Raw genomic sequence first — 15482 nt, 5'->3', positions numbered from 1 at the left:
GCGGGCCGCGGGGGCGCCGCACGGAGGCGGGCGGGGCGGCGGATGATCCACGGGGGAGCGGGCGGCGCCGGGCGGCCTCCGGTGGCGCTCGCGACCAACAACGGCGACATCGGCGGCGGCGAGGTGATGCTGCTGAGCATCGCGGAGGCGCTGGAGGCGCTCGAGGTCCCTGTCGTGGTCGTCGGCCCCTCGGAGCCGCGTGCGCTCGTCGCCGCCGCCCTCGCCGCCGGCCACCGGGTCGTCGAGCTCGAGGCCGCGGGCAGACCCGCCTGGATGCGCGCGCTGCGGCGCTGGGACGCCTCCTCCCGCGAGGGCGTGCTGTGGTGCAACGGGCTGGTGCCGGCCGTCGCGACCGCAGGGCGTCCGCGGCGGATCGTGCATCTGCACCAGCGCCCGTCCGGCCTGCAGCGGCTGCTCGCGCCCGTGGCCCGCCGCGGCGCGCTGGCGACCCTCGTCCCCTCTCGCTACCTCGCGGGGGTCGTCCCCGGGTCGACCGTGCTGCCGAACTGGAGCCGCCGCGTCGAGCTGCCGGAGGCGCGGCCGCGGAAGGACGGGACGACCGTCCTCGGCTTCCTCGGGCGTCCCTCGCTCGCGAAGGGGGTGCGGGTCCTCACCGAGGCGCTGGCGCTGCTGGAGGCCGGGGAACCGGGCGCGTATCGCCTGGTGCTGGCGGGCGAGCCCCGTTTCGTGGCGGAGCGGGAGCGTCGCGAGGTGGAGGCGGCCCTCGCTCCGGTCGCCGCTCTGGTGGACCGGCCGGGGTGGATCGAGCCCGGCGACCTCTTCGCGCGGATCGACCTCCTGGTGGTGCCGTCGGTGCAGCCGGAGTCGTTCGGCCTGGTCGTGACGGAGGCGATGTCGGCCGGCGTCCCCGTGGTGGTGAGCGACGCCGGTGCGCTCCCCGAGGTCGTCGGCCCGTCGATCGGCGCCACGTTCCGAGCCGGGGATCCGAGGGCTCTGGCCGAGCTGATCAGAGCCCGGAAGAAGAGAGGACTATCGGAGTCGCGGGAGAGGGATCGTGCCCGCTGGAACGATTCCTACTCGCCGTCCTCCGGGAAGTCGGCTATCGACGGACTTCTGGCGCGGATGGCCCTCTCCGATGATTCCTGATCCTCCCGCCAGGAGACCGATCCGCTTTCCGGGGAATGCCGCGGGGAGCCTCTCCTCCTCCCTCGGGAAAGGACGACGATGACCCGCGAACCGGAAGTCCTCAGAGTGCTCGGACTGTTCCTCAAGCACTCGACACTGCGCCTGGCTCCGGGCGAGCCCTTCGCCCGCGGGAGGCTGCCGTACCGGGCCGACCTCCTCCGGGACGACTCGACGCGGCTCCTCGTCCCCGGTCACGCGTCTCGGCCCGCGCACGTGAAGCTCCGCGACGTCGTGGAGCACCGCACGGGGCTGAACGTGGACACGCAGCTGCGCGCACTCCGGGCGGTCCGCTCGGCCGACGCGGTGCTCTGCGTGCTCGAGCCGGAGGCGGGCCTCCCCGCCCTGCTCCGGCGCGCGCGGCTCGGGCCGTACGGCCGCACGCCGCTCGTGGTCCTCTCCTGCTGGTGGGCGGAGGAGCTGCTCAACGGCTCGCCGGAGCGGCGCCGACAGGTGGTCCGGCTGCTCCAGGGCGTGGACCGGCTCGTCGTGCTCAGCGAGAACCAGCGCGAGGTCTTCGCCCGGCACGGCGTCGACGAGCGGCGGATCGCACCGGTGCTCTTCGGGGTCGACTCCGACTACTACCGGCCCGTTCCGCCGCGTCCGAAGCGGTTCGAGGTGCTCGCCGTCGGGGTCGACCGCGGGCGCGACTTCGACTCGCTGGTCGCCGCCGCCGAGCGCCTGCCGCACCGGCGGTTCGACATCGTGACCACTCCTGCACGGCGGCCGTCGCGAGTGCTGCCGGCCAACGTCGTCCTGCACGATCCCGTCCCGGTCGGCCGGCACCGCGACAACCTGCGCGACGCCGAGCTCGTCGTCGTCACCAGCCACGACCTCGCCTACCCGACGGGCCAGAGCGTCCTGCTGGAGGCCTCCGGCTGCGGGACCTGCACGGCGGTCACCGCGAGCGCCGCGATGACCGGCTACGTCCGCGACGGCGAGACGTCCTTCGCGCTGCCCCTGCACGACCCGGCGGGGATCGCGGCGGTGCTGGAGGCGGTGCTGAGCGACGACGGGAAGCGGGCCGAGGTCGCCCGCGCGGGCCGGGAGCGGGTGCTGGCCGAGCTGAACGCGCGGCACATGTGGGCGGGCGTCCGCGCGGTCCTCCGCGACGCGGTCCGCGAGCGCGGCCGCGTCTGAGCGGCGGTCGGCCGGGGCCCCACCAGGCGACCTCCGTCGCGCCGGGAAGGGCCCGCCGACCGGGACCTCCGCGCCCCGGACCCGTGGATCCGCGCCGGATCGGGCGGACGCGGGAGGCGCTACTCCGGCGGCAGAGCGCGGGCGCGAGCGGACCGCTCCGCGAGCAGAGCGAGACCCGCGCCGATCACGACGAACGAGATCGGGGCGAAGAACACCTCGCCCAGCTGCGTCGCGCACAGCAGCACCAGGATGCTCGCCGCGCCGACCGCGTGCCCCGGGCGGCTCCCGGCCCCGGCGGCCGTCGTCGCGAAGCCGGCCACGAGCACGGTGCCGACGACGCCGACGAGCAGCACGACGCCGCCCTCGGCCATCAGCGCCAGGTAGGAGTTGTGGAAGAACCAGTCGATCCCGTCGACCCGCGCGGTCGCCTCGCCGAGTCCGGAGCCGGTCCACGGCGAGAGCGCCACCTTGTCGACCGAGGCGTCGAGGATGCGGGCGCGCAGGGCGTCGGAGCCGGCCCGCTCCACCCCGTAGTCGCCCGCCGTCGCCAGGTTCCGCTCGGCCCAGAGGAACAGCAGGACGAGGCCGCCGCCGAGGAGCGCGCGGAAGAGCAGGCGCAGGTACGGCGCCGCGACGAGCCACACGAGCGCGCAGGCGTAGGCCGCCATCGACGTGCGGGAGTCGGTGGCGACGACCGCAGCGGCTCCGAGCGCGAGCACGCCGATCCGCAGCCACAGCCGCGAGCTGAGCGCCGAGACCAGCAGCGCCGCCGCTCCGTAGACGAGACCGGCCACGTTCTTGTCCTGCAGGTAGCCGGTCAGGGCGCCCTGGTAGCTGTCCGGGGCGAGTCCCGCGACGAACAGCACGGCGTTCAGCGACAGCGCCGCGGCGAGTCCTTTGAGCCCCGAGACCACGTCGATCCGCCCGCTCGCGAGGAAGCCCGCGGCGAGCATGACGAGCGCGATGTTCGCCGCCCGGCGCAGGGCGTCGAGGCCGTCGAAGGACGAGCCGGCGAGGACGAAGGCGAGCAGGGCGAGGCACAGCCACGGGTACCAGGCGGCCCGTCCGAGACGGCGGGTGGGCCGCCGGAAGAGGCTGACGAGGACCAGGGCGGCCAGCGCCGTCTGGGCCAGCGGGATGCTCCCAGGGAGGAAGGGGGTGGGGAGCCGGTAGACCAGGAGGCCCATCAGGACGGCATCGAGTATCCGAGCGGAATGTGCTATCGGAAAGGCCGCGTGAACGAGCGGGGAACGCCTCTCGACGACGATCTCTCCCCCTGGCGCGGACATGTCGTCATCCTCGCAGAAAGGGCCTCCCGAGGGGTCGGGGACCGCCTAGGGAAAGGCGCTCCGCATTGCTAGCGTGACCGACACCTCAGCATCGTCGTGCGGCGCATGCGCGGCACGCAGAAAGGTGCGCAGTGACTGTCGTCGATCTCATCGCATTCATCCGGCGGAACTGGCGGACCCTCGTGGTCGCCGTGCTCGTCGGAGCCCTGGCGATGGCCGCCTTCTCGTTCCTCACTCCGAAGGTCTACGAGTCGAGCTCGGCCGGATTCGTGATCGCCGCGAGCGACGGCAGCTCGGCCGATGCGATCAGCGGGTCGCAGACCGCAGTGACCCGGGCCAACGCCTACCTGCCGCTGATCTCGAGCAGCGCCGTCTCCGAGCGGATCGAGGCCGACCCGGAGGCGAACCCCGGCGGAGAGGCCCTGAGCGGCCGCCTCACCGCGAGGGTCGCTCCGGGCAGCACCCTGATCGAGGTCACCGCCGCGGCCGGGACCGCGCAGAACGCCGCAGCCCTGGCCAACGGGGCGCTCGCGGCGCTGGCGGCCGTCATCACCGACATCGAGACGCAGTCCACCGCCGACCGCACACCGCAGATCACCGTCGTCCCGCTCGAGAACGCGGAGCCGCCCGCCGCCCCGACGAGCCCCGACTGGGTGCGGAACATCCTGCTCGGCGCCCTGGGCGGCCTGGTGCTCGGCTTCGGTCTCGCCTTCCTCCGCCGGGCCCTCGACATCCGCGTGCGGACCGTCGACGACCTCACCGAGCTCTTCGGCGTCGGCGTCCTCGGGCGCATCCCCAAGGCCGGACGCCCGGGCCGGACCGGCGGCCGCCGCGGCACCGACGCGCTCACCGCGGAGGCGTTCCGCTCGCTCCGGACGGGCCTGCGCTTCTCCAGCGTCGACGAGGAGACGCGCAGCGTCGTGATCACCAGCGCCAACCAGGCCGAGGGCAAGTCCACGATCGCCGCCGGACTGGCCCGCGTCACCGCGGAGTCCGGGCAGCGCACCCTCCTGGTCGACGCGGACCTCCGCCGGCCCTCCGTGGCGCGGATGCTGGACATCGACGGCGCCATCGGCCTCAGCGAGGTCCTCAGCCACCAGATCCCTGTGGACGACGCGATCCGCCCCACCGGCACCGCGGGCCTCTACGCCCTCCCGGCCGGGCACATCCCGCCGAACCCGTCCGAGATGCTCGGCTCCGAGGCGATGCGCGCCCTGGTCGCGCGCCTCTCGAAGGACTACTTCGTCATCATCGACGCGCCGCCCGTGCTGCCCGTCACCGACGCCTCCATCGTCGCGACCGTCGTCGACGGCGTCGTCTTCGTCGTCGCCTCGAACCAGACGCACCGGCCCGAGGTGGTCGCCGCCCGGCGGATCGTCCAGCAGGTCCGCGCCCGCGTGCTCGGCACCGTGCTCAACATGGTCACCGCCCGTGACGGCGACACCGGGTACTACTACTACGACCGCAAGAACGCGTACTACGCCGAGCCGCAGCCGGCGACGGGGCGCAAGCGCGCGGCGGCGGCACCGCGCCGGTCCGAGCTCGCCCCGGTGGAGTCGCGGGCCCTGCCTCCGCAGACGTCCCGCCGGGCGGCTCGATGAGCGGGCGCCTGCTCCTGCTCTGCCATGCGAACGTGGCCCGGTCGCCCTCGGCCGAGCTGATCGCGGCGCGCCTGCTCGGCGCCGGCTCCGACTGGCGGGTCGAGAGCGCGGGAACGCACGCGGAGGCCGGCCGCGGGCTCGACCCCGAGCTCAGCGATGCGCTGCGGGCCCGCGGACTCTCCACGGCCGGGCACCGCGCGCGCCAGGCCGACGGCCGGATGCTCGCCGGCACCGATCCCGTGCTGGTGTTCGAGGCGGGCCAGCGGGAGTGGGTCACCCGCCACTTCCCGGCCGCCGCGCGCCGCACCACCACGGTCCGCCGGGCGGCGCGGCTGGCGGGAGCCGCCCCCGGCGTCCCGCTCCTGCGGCTGCTCGCCGACGACACCGCCCCCTACGGCGCCGAGGACGACTTCGCCGACCCGTTCGGGCGCGGACCGGACGTCGCCGCGGCGGCCGTCGAGGACATCGACGCCCTGCTCCGGGTGATCCTCCCCGCTCTCGGTGCTCTGCCCGTCGGCGCGGAGCCCCCGGCCGCCACCGTCCGGAGCACCCGCCGCTCGCTCCGCCGGGACCGCGCCGCCGAGACGGTCGCGAGGTGACCGCCGAGGGGGTGAGCGTCGTGATCCCGCACTACGGCGACCCCGCGCCCGCGCTCGCCCTCGTCGAGCGGCTCCGCAGCCAGGAGTCGCCCCCCGCCCTCGAGATCGTCGTCGTCGACGACGCCTCCCCGGTCCCGTTCCCGGCCGGGATCGACGGAGTGGAGGTCGTGCGGCGCGAGCGGAACGGCGGCTTCGGCGCCGCGGTGAACACGGGCGCCGCCCGGGCGCGCCACCCGCTGCTCCTGGTGCTCAACAGCGACCTCGTCGTCGGACCCTCCTTCCTCCGCGACCTGCTCGAGGCGGGACGGCCGTGGCTGCCCGCGGTCGTCGCTCCGGACCTCGTCGACGCGGGCGGGGAGCGGCAGTGGGTCGGCCGGCGCTTCCCGCGGCTGCGCCACTACGTCGTGGAGTGGCTCACTCCGCTCGCGCGCTGGCGCCCGCGGCTGCACGCCGCCGTCGGCCACGACACCCGGTGCGCCCCGGGCGCGACGGTGCCGGTGGACTGGGTGGTGGGCGCCGTGATGCTGCTGCCGGTGGCCGAGTTCCGCGCGGTCGGCGGGTTCGACGAGTCCTTCCACATGAACTGCGAGGAGGTCGACCTCCAGCGCCGGCTGCGCGAGCGCGGCGTGCCCTCGGTCTTCGCCGGCTCCGTCGTCGCCGAGCACACGGGAGGCGGCTCCTCCGACCCCGCGCGCCGGCTGATCTGGCTGGTCGCCTCGCGCCTGCGCTACGCCCGCAAGTGGGGCGGGCGCCCCGCCGCCCTCGCCGCGGCCCTGCGCGCCGCCTCCGCCGTGAACCTCGCCGCCAACGCGGTGCGTGCCGCCGCCGGCAGCGACGTGCGCCCGCTGGCCGTCCTCCGGCGCGAGCTCCGGCTCGTCGCCGCCGCCGAGGCGGCGTCCCGGTGAGCGGGCCCGTGCTCGTGGTGAGCCCGGTCTTCCACGGCTACTGGGAGGCGCTCGAATCGGCGCTGGCCCACCTGGGCGACGACGTGGTCGTCCACCGCTACGACGCCGCGACCGGGCTGAGCCACGTGCGCGACGCACTCGGCCACCGGCTCCCCGGGGGCCGGCTCCGGCGCTCGTCGATGCGCGCCGAGACCGACCGCGCGATCGCGGCGCTGCGGGCCGTCCGGCCCCGGGCCGTCCTCGTGGTGAAGGGCGACTCCCTCGGCGACGCCTGGTGGGAGGAGATCGGCCGCGCCGGCGTCCCCGTGGTGCTCTGGCTCTACGACGAGCTCCGCAACATGGGGCACCCCGTCGACCGTCTGCGCTCCCTCGCCGGGGAGGCGGTGTCGATCGTCAGTTACTCCGTCGCCGACGTCGCCGAGCTCGTCCGCGCGGGGGTTCCGGCCGGGCACCTGCCCGACGCCTTCGACTCCCTCCTCTCCTTCCGCCCCCGCCCCTCCTCCGCGGTGACCTTCGTCGGCGCCCGCTACCCCGAGCGCGAGCGCGTGCTGCGGGAGCTCGCGGCCGGCGGGGTCGCGGTCGAGGCGTACGGGCGGCAGTGGTCGCGCCATCCCTGGGACGTGGCGCGCACCGGCCGCTGGCGCTCGGCCGGCGTCCCCGCCCGCCGCGACGTCCCGCGGGCGGGCTACTACGGAGTGATGGCCGGCTCGACCGCGACCCTGGCGCTGCACGGCGCGGGCCACGGCGGGCTCTCGATGCGCGCCTTCGAGGCCCCGGGCGTCGGGGCGCTGACCCTGATCGACCGCCCCGAGGTGGCGGAGTTCTACGAGGTGGGCAGCGAGGTGCTCGTCTTCGAGGAGCGGGACCAGCTCGTCGAGCACGTGCGGCGGGCGGGCGCGGACCCCTCGTGGGCGCGGCGCATCCGCGAGGCGGGCGCGCGCCGCACCGGCGCCGAGCACACCTTCGTGCACCGGATGCGGGAGGTGAGGGCCCTGTGGCGCTGACGCACCCGACCGATCTGGAGGCCTGGCGCCGCTGGCAGCGCGGCCGCGACCCGCTGCGCACCGCCCGGGCGGCGCTCCGGCGCTCCGAGCCGACCCGCCTGGTGCTGCACGTGCGCGGCGACCGGCCCGCGGTCCTGCTCGCGGTGGAGGCGTCGACGGCGAGCGCCCTCGCTTCGACCGCGGCCTCGCTCGCTCCTCTCGGCGGGGCTCCTGCGGCGGTCCTCGCTCCCTCCGGAGCCGGCGACGCGCTGTCCGGGCTGCTGCCGGGCCGCTGGAGGGCGCACCCGGTCGACCCGGAGGCGGACCCGCCCGCCGAGCTGCGGGGCCTCCGCGCCGTGATAGCCACCGGCCACTTCCTCGCGGCGGGAGCGGCCGCCCACCGCTGGTCCGGAATCCTCGGCGCCCGCTTCCTGGTCGTGCAGCACGGCCTGCTCACCCCCTCCGCCCCTCCGCTCCCGCCCGGAGCGACGCTGCTGGCGTTCTCGGAGGAGGACGCGGCCTTCTGGACCTCCGGCCGCAGCGACGTGGAGACCGAGGTCGTCGGCAGCCAGCTGCTCTGGACCGCGTCGCGCCGCCCGCGCCCCGAGCGGCTCGAGGAGCGGCCCCTGTTCCTCGGCCAGCTGCACGGCGCGGAGCTGCCCCGGCGGACGGCCGCGGCCACCGCCTCCCGCTTCTGCCGCGAGGCGGGCGCCGACTACCGCCCCCACCCCGCCGAGGTCGACCGCCGCTCGCGCTGGCAGCACGCGCGGTGGGAGCGCCGCGGCATCCGGGTGCTCCGCGGCGGCGACCTCGCCGCGCAGGCCCGGCCGGTCGCCTCGATCTTCTCGACCGGGGTCCTCGAGGCCGCGGCCGCCGGGATCCCCGCGTGGGTCGTCTGCGATGACCCGCCCGCCTGGGTGCTCGAGTTCTGGAGCCGGTACCGGCTCGCGCGCTGGGGCGGGGAGACGCCGACCGCGGCTCCGCCCGTCCCGTCCGTCGAGCCGGCCGTCGCCGTCGCCCGCCGGGCACTCGCCATCGCCGAAGGAGGCACCCCGTGACCGTTCTCTGCGTCATCCCCGTGCGCGGGGGCTCGAAGGGCGTCCCGCGCAAGAACGCCCGCCCCGTCGCGGGCCGCCCGCTGGTGGTCTGGAGCATCGAGCAGGCGCTCGCCGCCGGTCTCGACGTGCTCGTGTCGACCGACGACCCCGAGCTGGCCGCGATCGCGGAGGGGGCGGGAGCGGACGTGCCGTTCCTCCGGCCCGCCGAGCTGGCGCGCGACGAGACGGCGACCGAGCCCGTCGTGCTCCACGCGATCGAGCACCGGGCCGCGCTGGGGCGCCGCCCGGACGCGGTGATGCTCCTCCAGGCGACCTCGCCGATCCGGCTCCCGGGCACCCTCGCCCGCGCGCTCGAGCAGTTCGCCTCGACGGGGGTCGACTCGCTGGTGGGCGTCGTCCCGCAGACGCCGTTCCTCTGGCGGCTGCAGGAGGGCGCCTCCGTGCCGCAGTACGACGTCACGGCCCGGCCGCGGCGCCAGGACCTCGCCGAGGCCGACTTCTTCTACCGGGAGACGGGGTCCCTCTACCTCACCCGCACCGAGGTCTACGAGCGCGAGCGCAACCGGATCGGCGGCCGGGTCGGCCTGTTCGTCATGGACGAGGCGGAGGGCGGGGACATCGACACCGAGGCGGACCTCGCGGTGGTCGAGCAGACCCTCCTCGGCCTCGCGGCGGGAGGCGGCGCATGATCATCGACCGCCACCTCGCCCCGTTCATCGTCTTCGCCGAGGACCCGGTGCTCACCGCGCTGGCCAAGATCAACGCGAACAAGCAGCGGATCGTCTTCTGCGTCGACGGGCACGGGATCCTCCGCGGGTCGGTGTCCGACGGCGACTTCCGCCGCTGGATCATCGCGAACCCGACGGCCTCCCTCGACGTCCCGGCCCTCGCCGTCGCGAACACCGCCGTCCGCACGGCGGGAGCGGACGAGCCGGCCACCGCGATCGCCGCCCGGCTCGGCCGCGACGGGATCAGCCACCTCCCGCTCGTCGACGATCGCGGGCACCTCGTCGCGATCGCGGTCGAGGGCGACCGGGCGCTGCGGATCGGCCGCCACGAGGTGGGCGACGGCCACCCGGCCTTCCTGATCGCGGAGATCGGCAACAACCACAACGGCTCGGTCGATCTGGCGCGGCGGCTGGTCGACCTCGCGGTCGAGGCGGGCGCCGACGCGGTGAAGTTCCAGCTGCGCGACCTCGACTCCCTCTACCGGCGCGCCGGCGGGGCCACCGCGGGGGAGGACCTCGGCGCCCAGTACACGATCGACCTCCTGCGCCGCTTCTCGCTGCCCGCCGAGCCGCTCCTCCGGGTCTTCGACCACGCGGCCGAGGCCGGGATCGACGTCCTTTGCACCCCGTGGGACGCCCCGAGCGTGCAGGCCCTCGTCGACTACGGGATCCCGGGCCTCAAGATCGCCTCGGCGGACCTCACCAACCACGGCCTGATCGAGGACGCCGGCACCCGGGGGCTGCCCCTGCTGCTCAGCACCGGGATGTCCCGCGAGTCCGAGATCCTCGAGTCGGTCGCGCTGCTGCGCTCGCTCGGCACCTCCTTCGCCCTGCTGCACACCCAGTCGACGTACCCGGCGCCCTACCGCGACCTCAACCTCGCCTACCTCGACCGGCTCGCCGAGATCGGCGGCGGCGTCGTCGGCTACTCCGGCCACGAGCGGGGCTGGCACGTCCCCATCGCCGCCGTCGCCCGCGGGGCCCGCATCGTCGAGAAGCACTTCACGGTCGACCGGGGGATGGAGGGCAACGACCACACGGTGTCCCTGCTCCCGGACGAGTTCCGCCGCATGGTCGGCGAGATCCGCGACATCGAGGACTCGCTCGGCACGCGCGACGCCCGATCGGTCTCGACGGGCGAGTCGATGAACCGCGTCTCGCTCGCGAAGTCGCTGGTCGCCTCCCGCGACCTCTCGATCGGGGACGTGGTGCGCGCCGCCGACGTCGTCGTCCGCAGCCCCGGCCGGGGCCTCCAGCCCAACGAGCTGCCGCAGCTGCTCGGCCGCGCCCTCCACCGCGACGTCGAGGAGGGCGGGTTCTTCTTCGCCGGCGACCTGCGCGAGAGCACGCCGTCCGGCCGGCCGTTCCGGTTCCGCCGCCCCTGGGGCCTGCCTGTGCGGTACCACGACCACGCGGCGCTCGCCGCGGAGTCGAACGCCGACTTCCTCGAGTTCCACTTCTCGTACCGCGACCTCGAGATCGAGCCGGACGACGTGTTCACCCGCCGCCTCGACTCCGGCTTCACCACCCACCTGCCGGACCTGTTCGCGGGCGACTTCCTCGTCGACCTCGCCTCCTTCGACGACGACTTGTGGGAGCGCTCGATCGCGGAGGTGCAGCGCACCGTCGAGACCACCCGGAGCCTCGCGCGCTGGTTCCGCCAGGAGGAGGACCCGATGATGGTCGTCACGATGGGCGGCTTCACCCGGCACGCGCACGTGGCTCCGGATCAGCGCGCTCCCCTCTACGAGCGCGTCGCCGACGCCCTCGAGCGGATCGACGCGAGCGGCGTCCGCGTGCTGGCGCAGACCCTCCCGCCCTACCCGTGGCTCATGGGCGGGCAGCAGTTCCACAACCTCTTCGTGGACCCGCGCGACACCGCCGAGTTCGCGGCCGCGACCGGCACGCCGCTCTGCCTCGACGCCTCGCACACCAAGCTCGCGGCGAACCACCTCGGGCTCGCCTTCTCGGAGGCGGTGGCGCTGCTCGCTCCGCTCAGCGCGCACCTGCACCTCGTCGACGCGACGGGTGTCGATGGCGAGGGGGTGCAGATCGGCGAGGGCGAGATCGACTGGCCGGACTTCGCGGCGTCGCTCGACGAGCTGGCGCCCGGGGTGTCGTTCATCCCCGAGATCTGGCAGGGGCACGTCAACAGCGGCGAGGGCTTCTGGACCGCGCTCGAGCGGCTGGAGGAGTGGCTGTGACCCCGCTCGCGCTCTGGGCGGTGCCGGTCGGCGAGTTCGGCGGGGTGGCCCGCCACGTCCTCGACGCCGCCCGGAACGGGATCCCCGGCCACCGGCTCGTCGTGCTCTGCCCGGAGGGAGCGCTCGCCGAGCGGCTGCGGGAGCAGGGCTCGGCCGTGACGACCGGGCGCTTCGGAGTGTCCGCCGGTGCCGCCGCCTCCGTGGCGACCCTGCGCGCGACCGCGGCGGCTCTCCGCCCGGCGGTCGTCCACTCCCACCTCGCCCACGCCGACCTCGTGACCGCGGCGACCCCGCTGCCCCGCGGGGTCCGCCGCGTCACGACGGAGCACGGCATCGCCGGGCCCGACGTCTACCACCGCACCGCCCTGCGGGCGCGGACGACCGCGGCGGCGCACCACGCGCGGCTGCGGTCGTTCGACGGCGCGATCGCCGTCTCGGAGGCCACCCGCCGCACCATGATCGAGAAGTGGCGTCCGAGCCTGCCGGTGCAGGTCGTGCTGAACGGAGTCGACGCCGCGCCCCGCGACCGCGAGCCGGGGGAGCCGGGCTCCCTCCGGGTCCTCTCGCTCGCGCGCCTGGCGCCGGAGAAGCGCCTGGACGCGCTGCTCGAGGCCTTCGCGGTGCTGCGCCGGCGCGTCCCCGGCGCCACGCTGACCGTCGCCGGCGAGGGTCCGCTCGACGGCACCCTGCGCGCCCGGGCCGAGCGGCTCGGCCTCGGCGACGCCGTGTCGTTCCCCGGCTTCGCTGATCCGGAGGCGGCGCTCGCCGCGGCGGACGTCGTCGCCCAGCTCTCGGTCTGGGAGAACTGCTCCTACACGCTGCTCGACGCGGCCGCCAGCGGGATCGGCGTGGTCGCCTCCGCGGTGGGCGGGAACCCCGAAATCGTCGAGCGGGACTCGCTGGTCGACGCCGACGACCCGGAGGCGGTGGCCGCGGCGCTGGAGCGGCAGGCGTCGAGGGCCGCGGCTCCTCGCGCCGTGCGGGACGTCGCCGCCATGTGCGGCGGGATCGCCGCCGTGTACGAGGGGGTGGCGGCGTGAGCGGCGGGTCCCTGCGACCGGGGCTGCGCACCCTCCTCTCGCTGGCCGGCGCCGCCTCTCCGGGCTGGATCACCGCCGCCGTCGCGGGCTCCCTCGCGCTCGCGGTCCTCGACACCCTGGGCGTCGCCGCGATGGTGCCGCTCATGGCGCTGCTCACCGGGACCGACACCACCACGGGCGCGCTCGGCGTCCTCTCCGGCGTCCTCGGCTCGACCGACGTCCAGACCCTCCTCCCGATCATCGCCGGCTTCGTCGCGGTCGTCTTCGTGCTCAAGAGCGCCGGGACGATCGTCTTCCGGTGGTGGCTGCTCGGCCGCACCACGCGGATCTCGGCCGACGCTGCGACGGAGCTGCTCCGGCGGTACGTCCTCGCGCCCTACGCCGTCCACCGCTCCCGGCGCCTCGCCGAGGTGTACCGGACCATCAACGACGCCAGCGCGCAGGCGGCCGGCGTGCTGCTCGGCGTGATCGGCATCGCCTCCGACCTGCTGGTGCTCGTCGCGATCGTGGCGATCCTGCTGGTCGCCTCGCCGGTCGCGACCCTGTTCGCGGCCGTCTTCTTCGCGGTGCTGCTCGGCGGCGTCCAGGCCCTCCTGCGGCGGCGGCAGGGCCGGATCGGCGAGGAGATGGCGGAGGCGGCGCTGGAGTCGTGGCAGTTCCTGCTCCCCTCGCTCGACGGGTTCCGCGAGGCGCGCCTCACGTCGAGCGCGGCGAGCCTGGTCGCCGGCTTCAGCGGGGCCAAGCGCCGCAGCGCCCAGGCTCTGCGCTCCCTCTCGCTCGTCTCGGAGCTGCCGAAGTACCTGCTCGAGATCGGCTTCGTCGTCGCCGTCGTGGGCGTCTCGGGGATCCTCGTCGCCACCGGCTCCGGCGCCGAGGCGCTCTCCGTCCTGGGCGTCTTCGCGGCCGCCTCCCTCCGCGCCCTGCCGACGCTCAACCGCGTCTCGGCCACGTTCGCGATCGTGCGCAGCGGGCAGGCGGGGCTGCGGATCGTCTCCGAGGCGGCCGAGGAGCTCGCCTCCGAGGGGGCGCACGACGAGACGCCCGGGCCGGGCGGCCGCTACTCCGGCGACATCGCGCTCGAGCACGTCACGTACCGCTACGCCGACTCCGACGTGGACGTGGTGCGGGACGTCTCCCTGGTGATCCAGCGGAACGCCACGACCGCCTTCGTCGGATCCAGCGGCGCCGGCAAGAGCACCCTCCTCGACCTGGTCCTCGGCCTGCTCCCGCCCACGAGCGGTCGGATCCTCTGCGGCGGGCGGCCGATCGACGAGGACCCGGCGGCCTGGTACGCGGGGCTCGGCGTGGTGCCGCAGGACGTGTTCCTCCTGGACGCGACCGTCGCCGCGAACGTCGCCTTCGGGGTGCCGGCGGCCGAGGTCGACCACGAGCGCGTGCGCGAGGTGCTGCGGACGGCGCAGCTCGAGGAGTTCGTCGGCGGGCTGCCGCAGGGTCTGGACACCCGCGCGGGCGAGCGCGGCGTCCGCCTCTCCGGCGGCCAGCGCCAGCGGCTCGGCCTCGCCCGGGCGCTGTACCGGCGCCCCTCGGTCCTCGTCCTCGACGAGGCGACCTCGGCGCTCGACAACCGCACGGAGCACGAGATCTCGCGGGCCGTCGCCGAGCTGCACGGCAGCATGACCGTCCTCGTGGTCGCCCACCGGCTCTCGACCGTGCGCGGCGCCGACCGGCTGCTCTTCCTCGACGGCGGCCGGATCGAGGGGGCCGGCACCTTCGAGGAGGTGCGGGCCGCGCACCCCGGCTTCGCCCAGCTCGTGGCGCTCGGAGAGCTCTCGTGAGCGGGGGAGGCCCGCGGTGGTGACGCTCGGCGACGTCCGCTCGACGCTGCTGGCGCCCCTCCGCCGACGGGGCACGACGGTGCTGCTGCCCGGCGAGTCGTTCGGGGTCGGGAACCTCGCCTACTTCTGGCTGCAGGCCCACGCCCGTCGGAGCCGCGGGGTGCCGACCGCGGTGCGCGCGACGCGGCGGACCGCGGAGTGGGCGGAGGTCTTCCCGCGGGTCGTCGAGGAGCTCGTGGTGCCCCCGGCGGGGATGTCGTTCTTCAGCCCCCGCGAGCTCGGGAGCGTCCACCAGGATTTCGGCGTGGAGTTCACGGCGGACGAGCTGGCGGACTTCGTCGCGACGATGCTGCTCCCGCCCGGCGGCCCCTTCACCGCTCTGGTGGCGGCGGCGCGACCGGAGGCGGACCTCACCGTGAACATCCGGCGCGGCGACTACTACAGCGTCCCGGCCTTCCGCGGCCGCTACTCCTTCGACGTGGTCGAGTACGTCGACGCGGCGCTCGCCCTGGCCCGCGAGCGGGAGCCCGTGCGCAGCGTCCTGATCGTGTCGGACGACCTCGACTGGTGCCGGGTGAAGCTGGCCCGCGTCCTCGAGGGCCTCGAGGTGCGCTTCCCGGGGGCGGGGACGCCGGTGCCGCAGCAGCTCGCCCTGCTGGCCGCGTCCCGCCGCCTGGTGCTGACGAACTCGACCTTCTCGTACTGGGGCGCGCATCTCGGCGACCACGTGCACGGCGGCGCCGAGGTGATCGCGCCGTGGTTCCACAGCCGCGCGTGGAACGGAGGGGCGGCGACGCAGCTCGACCCGCGCTGGCGGGTGGTCCGCGACCTCCCCGGCGGCTGGGACGGCTGACGCGGCGGGTCGGAGGCGGCCGGCGGCGCGGGGCTCGCGGGTACCGGCGTGGGCCGCGGGCGCTCCTCGCGACGTGACCGGGCTGGAGGCGGAGCGCAACGTCTTCCGCCGCCTGCCCTACGACTCCGCCGTGCTGGTGCGCC

The 15482-nt window shown here is 75.5% G+C and carries 13 protein-coding genes; 12 read left to right on the top strand and 1 reads right to left on the bottom strand.

Annotation, left to right across the window (positions count from 1 at the left end):
• Positions 1–42: 42 nt before the first annotated feature.
• Both C5C37_RS14690 and C5C37_RS14685 read left to right on the top strand, forming a co-directional pair.
• Positions 43–1107, top strand: coding sequence for a glycosyltransferase family 4 protein (locus tag C5C37_RS14690; RefSeq protein WP_104339172.1), 1065 nt, complete (start codon positions 43–45; stop codon positions 1105–1107).
• Between the two features lie 78 nt (positions 1108–1185).
• A complete protein-coding gene (locus C5C37_RS14685; RefSeq protein WP_104339171.1) occupies positions 1186–2283 on the top strand; it encodes a glycosyltransferase family 4 protein in 1098 nt (365 codons plus the stop codon).
• Between the two features lie 119 nt (positions 2284–2402).
• Here the strand turns inward: C5C37_RS14685 and C5C37_RS14680 are convergent, their stop codons facing one another.
• A complete protein-coding gene (locus C5C37_RS14680; RefSeq protein WP_104339170.1) occupies positions 2403–3470 on the bottom strand; it encodes an O-antigen ligase family protein in 1068 nt (355 codons plus the stop codon).
• 233 nt (positions 3471–3703) lie between these two features.
• Between C5C37_RS14680 and C5C37_RS14675 the strand changes: the two genes are divergently transcribed.
• Genes C5C37_RS14675 through C5C37_RS17645 form a run of 10 tightly spaced genes read left to right on the top strand, consistent with a single transcriptional unit; the run spans position 3704 to position 15339 of the window.
• Complete coding sequence (locus C5C37_RS14675; RefSeq protein WP_104339169.1) at positions 3704–5173, top strand: polysaccharide biosynthesis tyrosine autokinase; 1470 nt, start codon at positions 3704–3706, stop codon at positions 5171–5173.
• Positions 5170–5772 (top strand): hypothetical protein, encoded by a 603-nt coding sequence (locus tag C5C37_RS14670; RefSeq protein ID WP_104227202.1) that lies wholly within the window; start codon positions 5170–5172, stop codon positions 5770–5772. The genes C5C37_RS14675 and C5C37_RS14670 overlap by 4 nt, the downstream gene beginning before the upstream one ends.
• On the top strand, positions 5769–6677 hold the full coding sequence (locus C5C37_RS14665) for a glycosyltransferase family 2 protein (RefSeq protein WP_104297711.1): 909 nt from the start codon (positions 5769–5771) through the stop codon (positions 6675–6677). Before C5C37_RS14670 ends, C5C37_RS14665 begins: the two co-directional genes overlap by 4 nt.
• On the top strand, positions 6674–7681 hold the full coding sequence (locus tag C5C37_RS14660) for a glycosyltransferase (RefSeq protein WP_104339168.1): 1008 nt from the start codon (positions 6674–6676) through the stop codon (positions 7679–7681). The genes C5C37_RS14665 and C5C37_RS14660 overlap by 4 nt, the downstream gene beginning before the upstream one ends.
• The gene (locus C5C37_RS14655; RefSeq protein ID WP_104339167.1) at positions 7672–8718 is read left to right on the top strand and encodes a hypothetical protein; all 1047 of its coding nucleotides are present in this window, start codon (positions 7672–7674) and stop codon (positions 8716–8718) included. Before C5C37_RS14660 ends, C5C37_RS14655 begins: the two co-directional genes overlap by 10 nt.
• Positions 8715–9407 carry a cytidylyltransferase domain-containing protein gene (locus C5C37_RS14650; protein WP_104269529.1) on the top strand — a complete coding sequence of 231 codons (693 nt, stop codon included), beginning with the start codon at positions 8715–8717 and terminating at the stop codon, positions 9405–9407. Before C5C37_RS14655 ends, C5C37_RS14650 begins: the two co-directional genes overlap by 4 nt.
• Complete coding sequence (locus C5C37_RS14645; protein WP_104339166.1) at positions 9404–11650, top strand: N-acetylneuraminate synthase family protein; 2247 nt, start codon at positions 9404–9406, stop codon at positions 11648–11650. Before C5C37_RS14650 ends, C5C37_RS14645 begins: the two co-directional genes overlap by 4 nt.
• Positions 11647–12690, top strand: coding sequence for a glycosyltransferase family 4 protein (locus tag C5C37_RS14640; protein WP_104339165.1), 1044 nt, complete (start codon positions 11647–11649; stop codon positions 12688–12690). The genes C5C37_RS14645 and C5C37_RS14640 overlap by 4 nt, the downstream gene beginning before the upstream one ends.
• Positions 12687–14486 carry an ABC transporter ATP-binding protein gene (locus C5C37_RS14635; RefSeq protein WP_104339164.1) on the top strand — a complete coding sequence of 600 codons (1800 nt, stop codon included), beginning with the start codon at positions 12687–12689 and terminating at the stop codon, positions 14484–14486. Before C5C37_RS14640 ends, C5C37_RS14635 begins: the two co-directional genes overlap by 4 nt.
• A 16-nt stretch (positions 14487–14502) precedes the next feature.
• Complete coding sequence (locus tag C5C37_RS17645; RefSeq protein WP_104327966.1) at positions 14503–15339, top strand: alpha-1,2-fucosyltransferase; 837 nt, start codon at positions 14503–14505, stop codon at positions 15337–15339.
• The last annotated feature ends 143 nt before the right edge of the window (positions 15340–15482 follow it).

It is taken from the genome of Rathayibacter sp. AY1F9 (assembly GCF_002932155.1).
Taxonomy (GTDB): Bacteria; Actinomycetota; Actinomycetes; order Actinomycetales; family Microbacteriaceae; genus Rathayibacter.
This window is presented reverse-complemented; position numbering and strand designations above follow the sequence as displayed.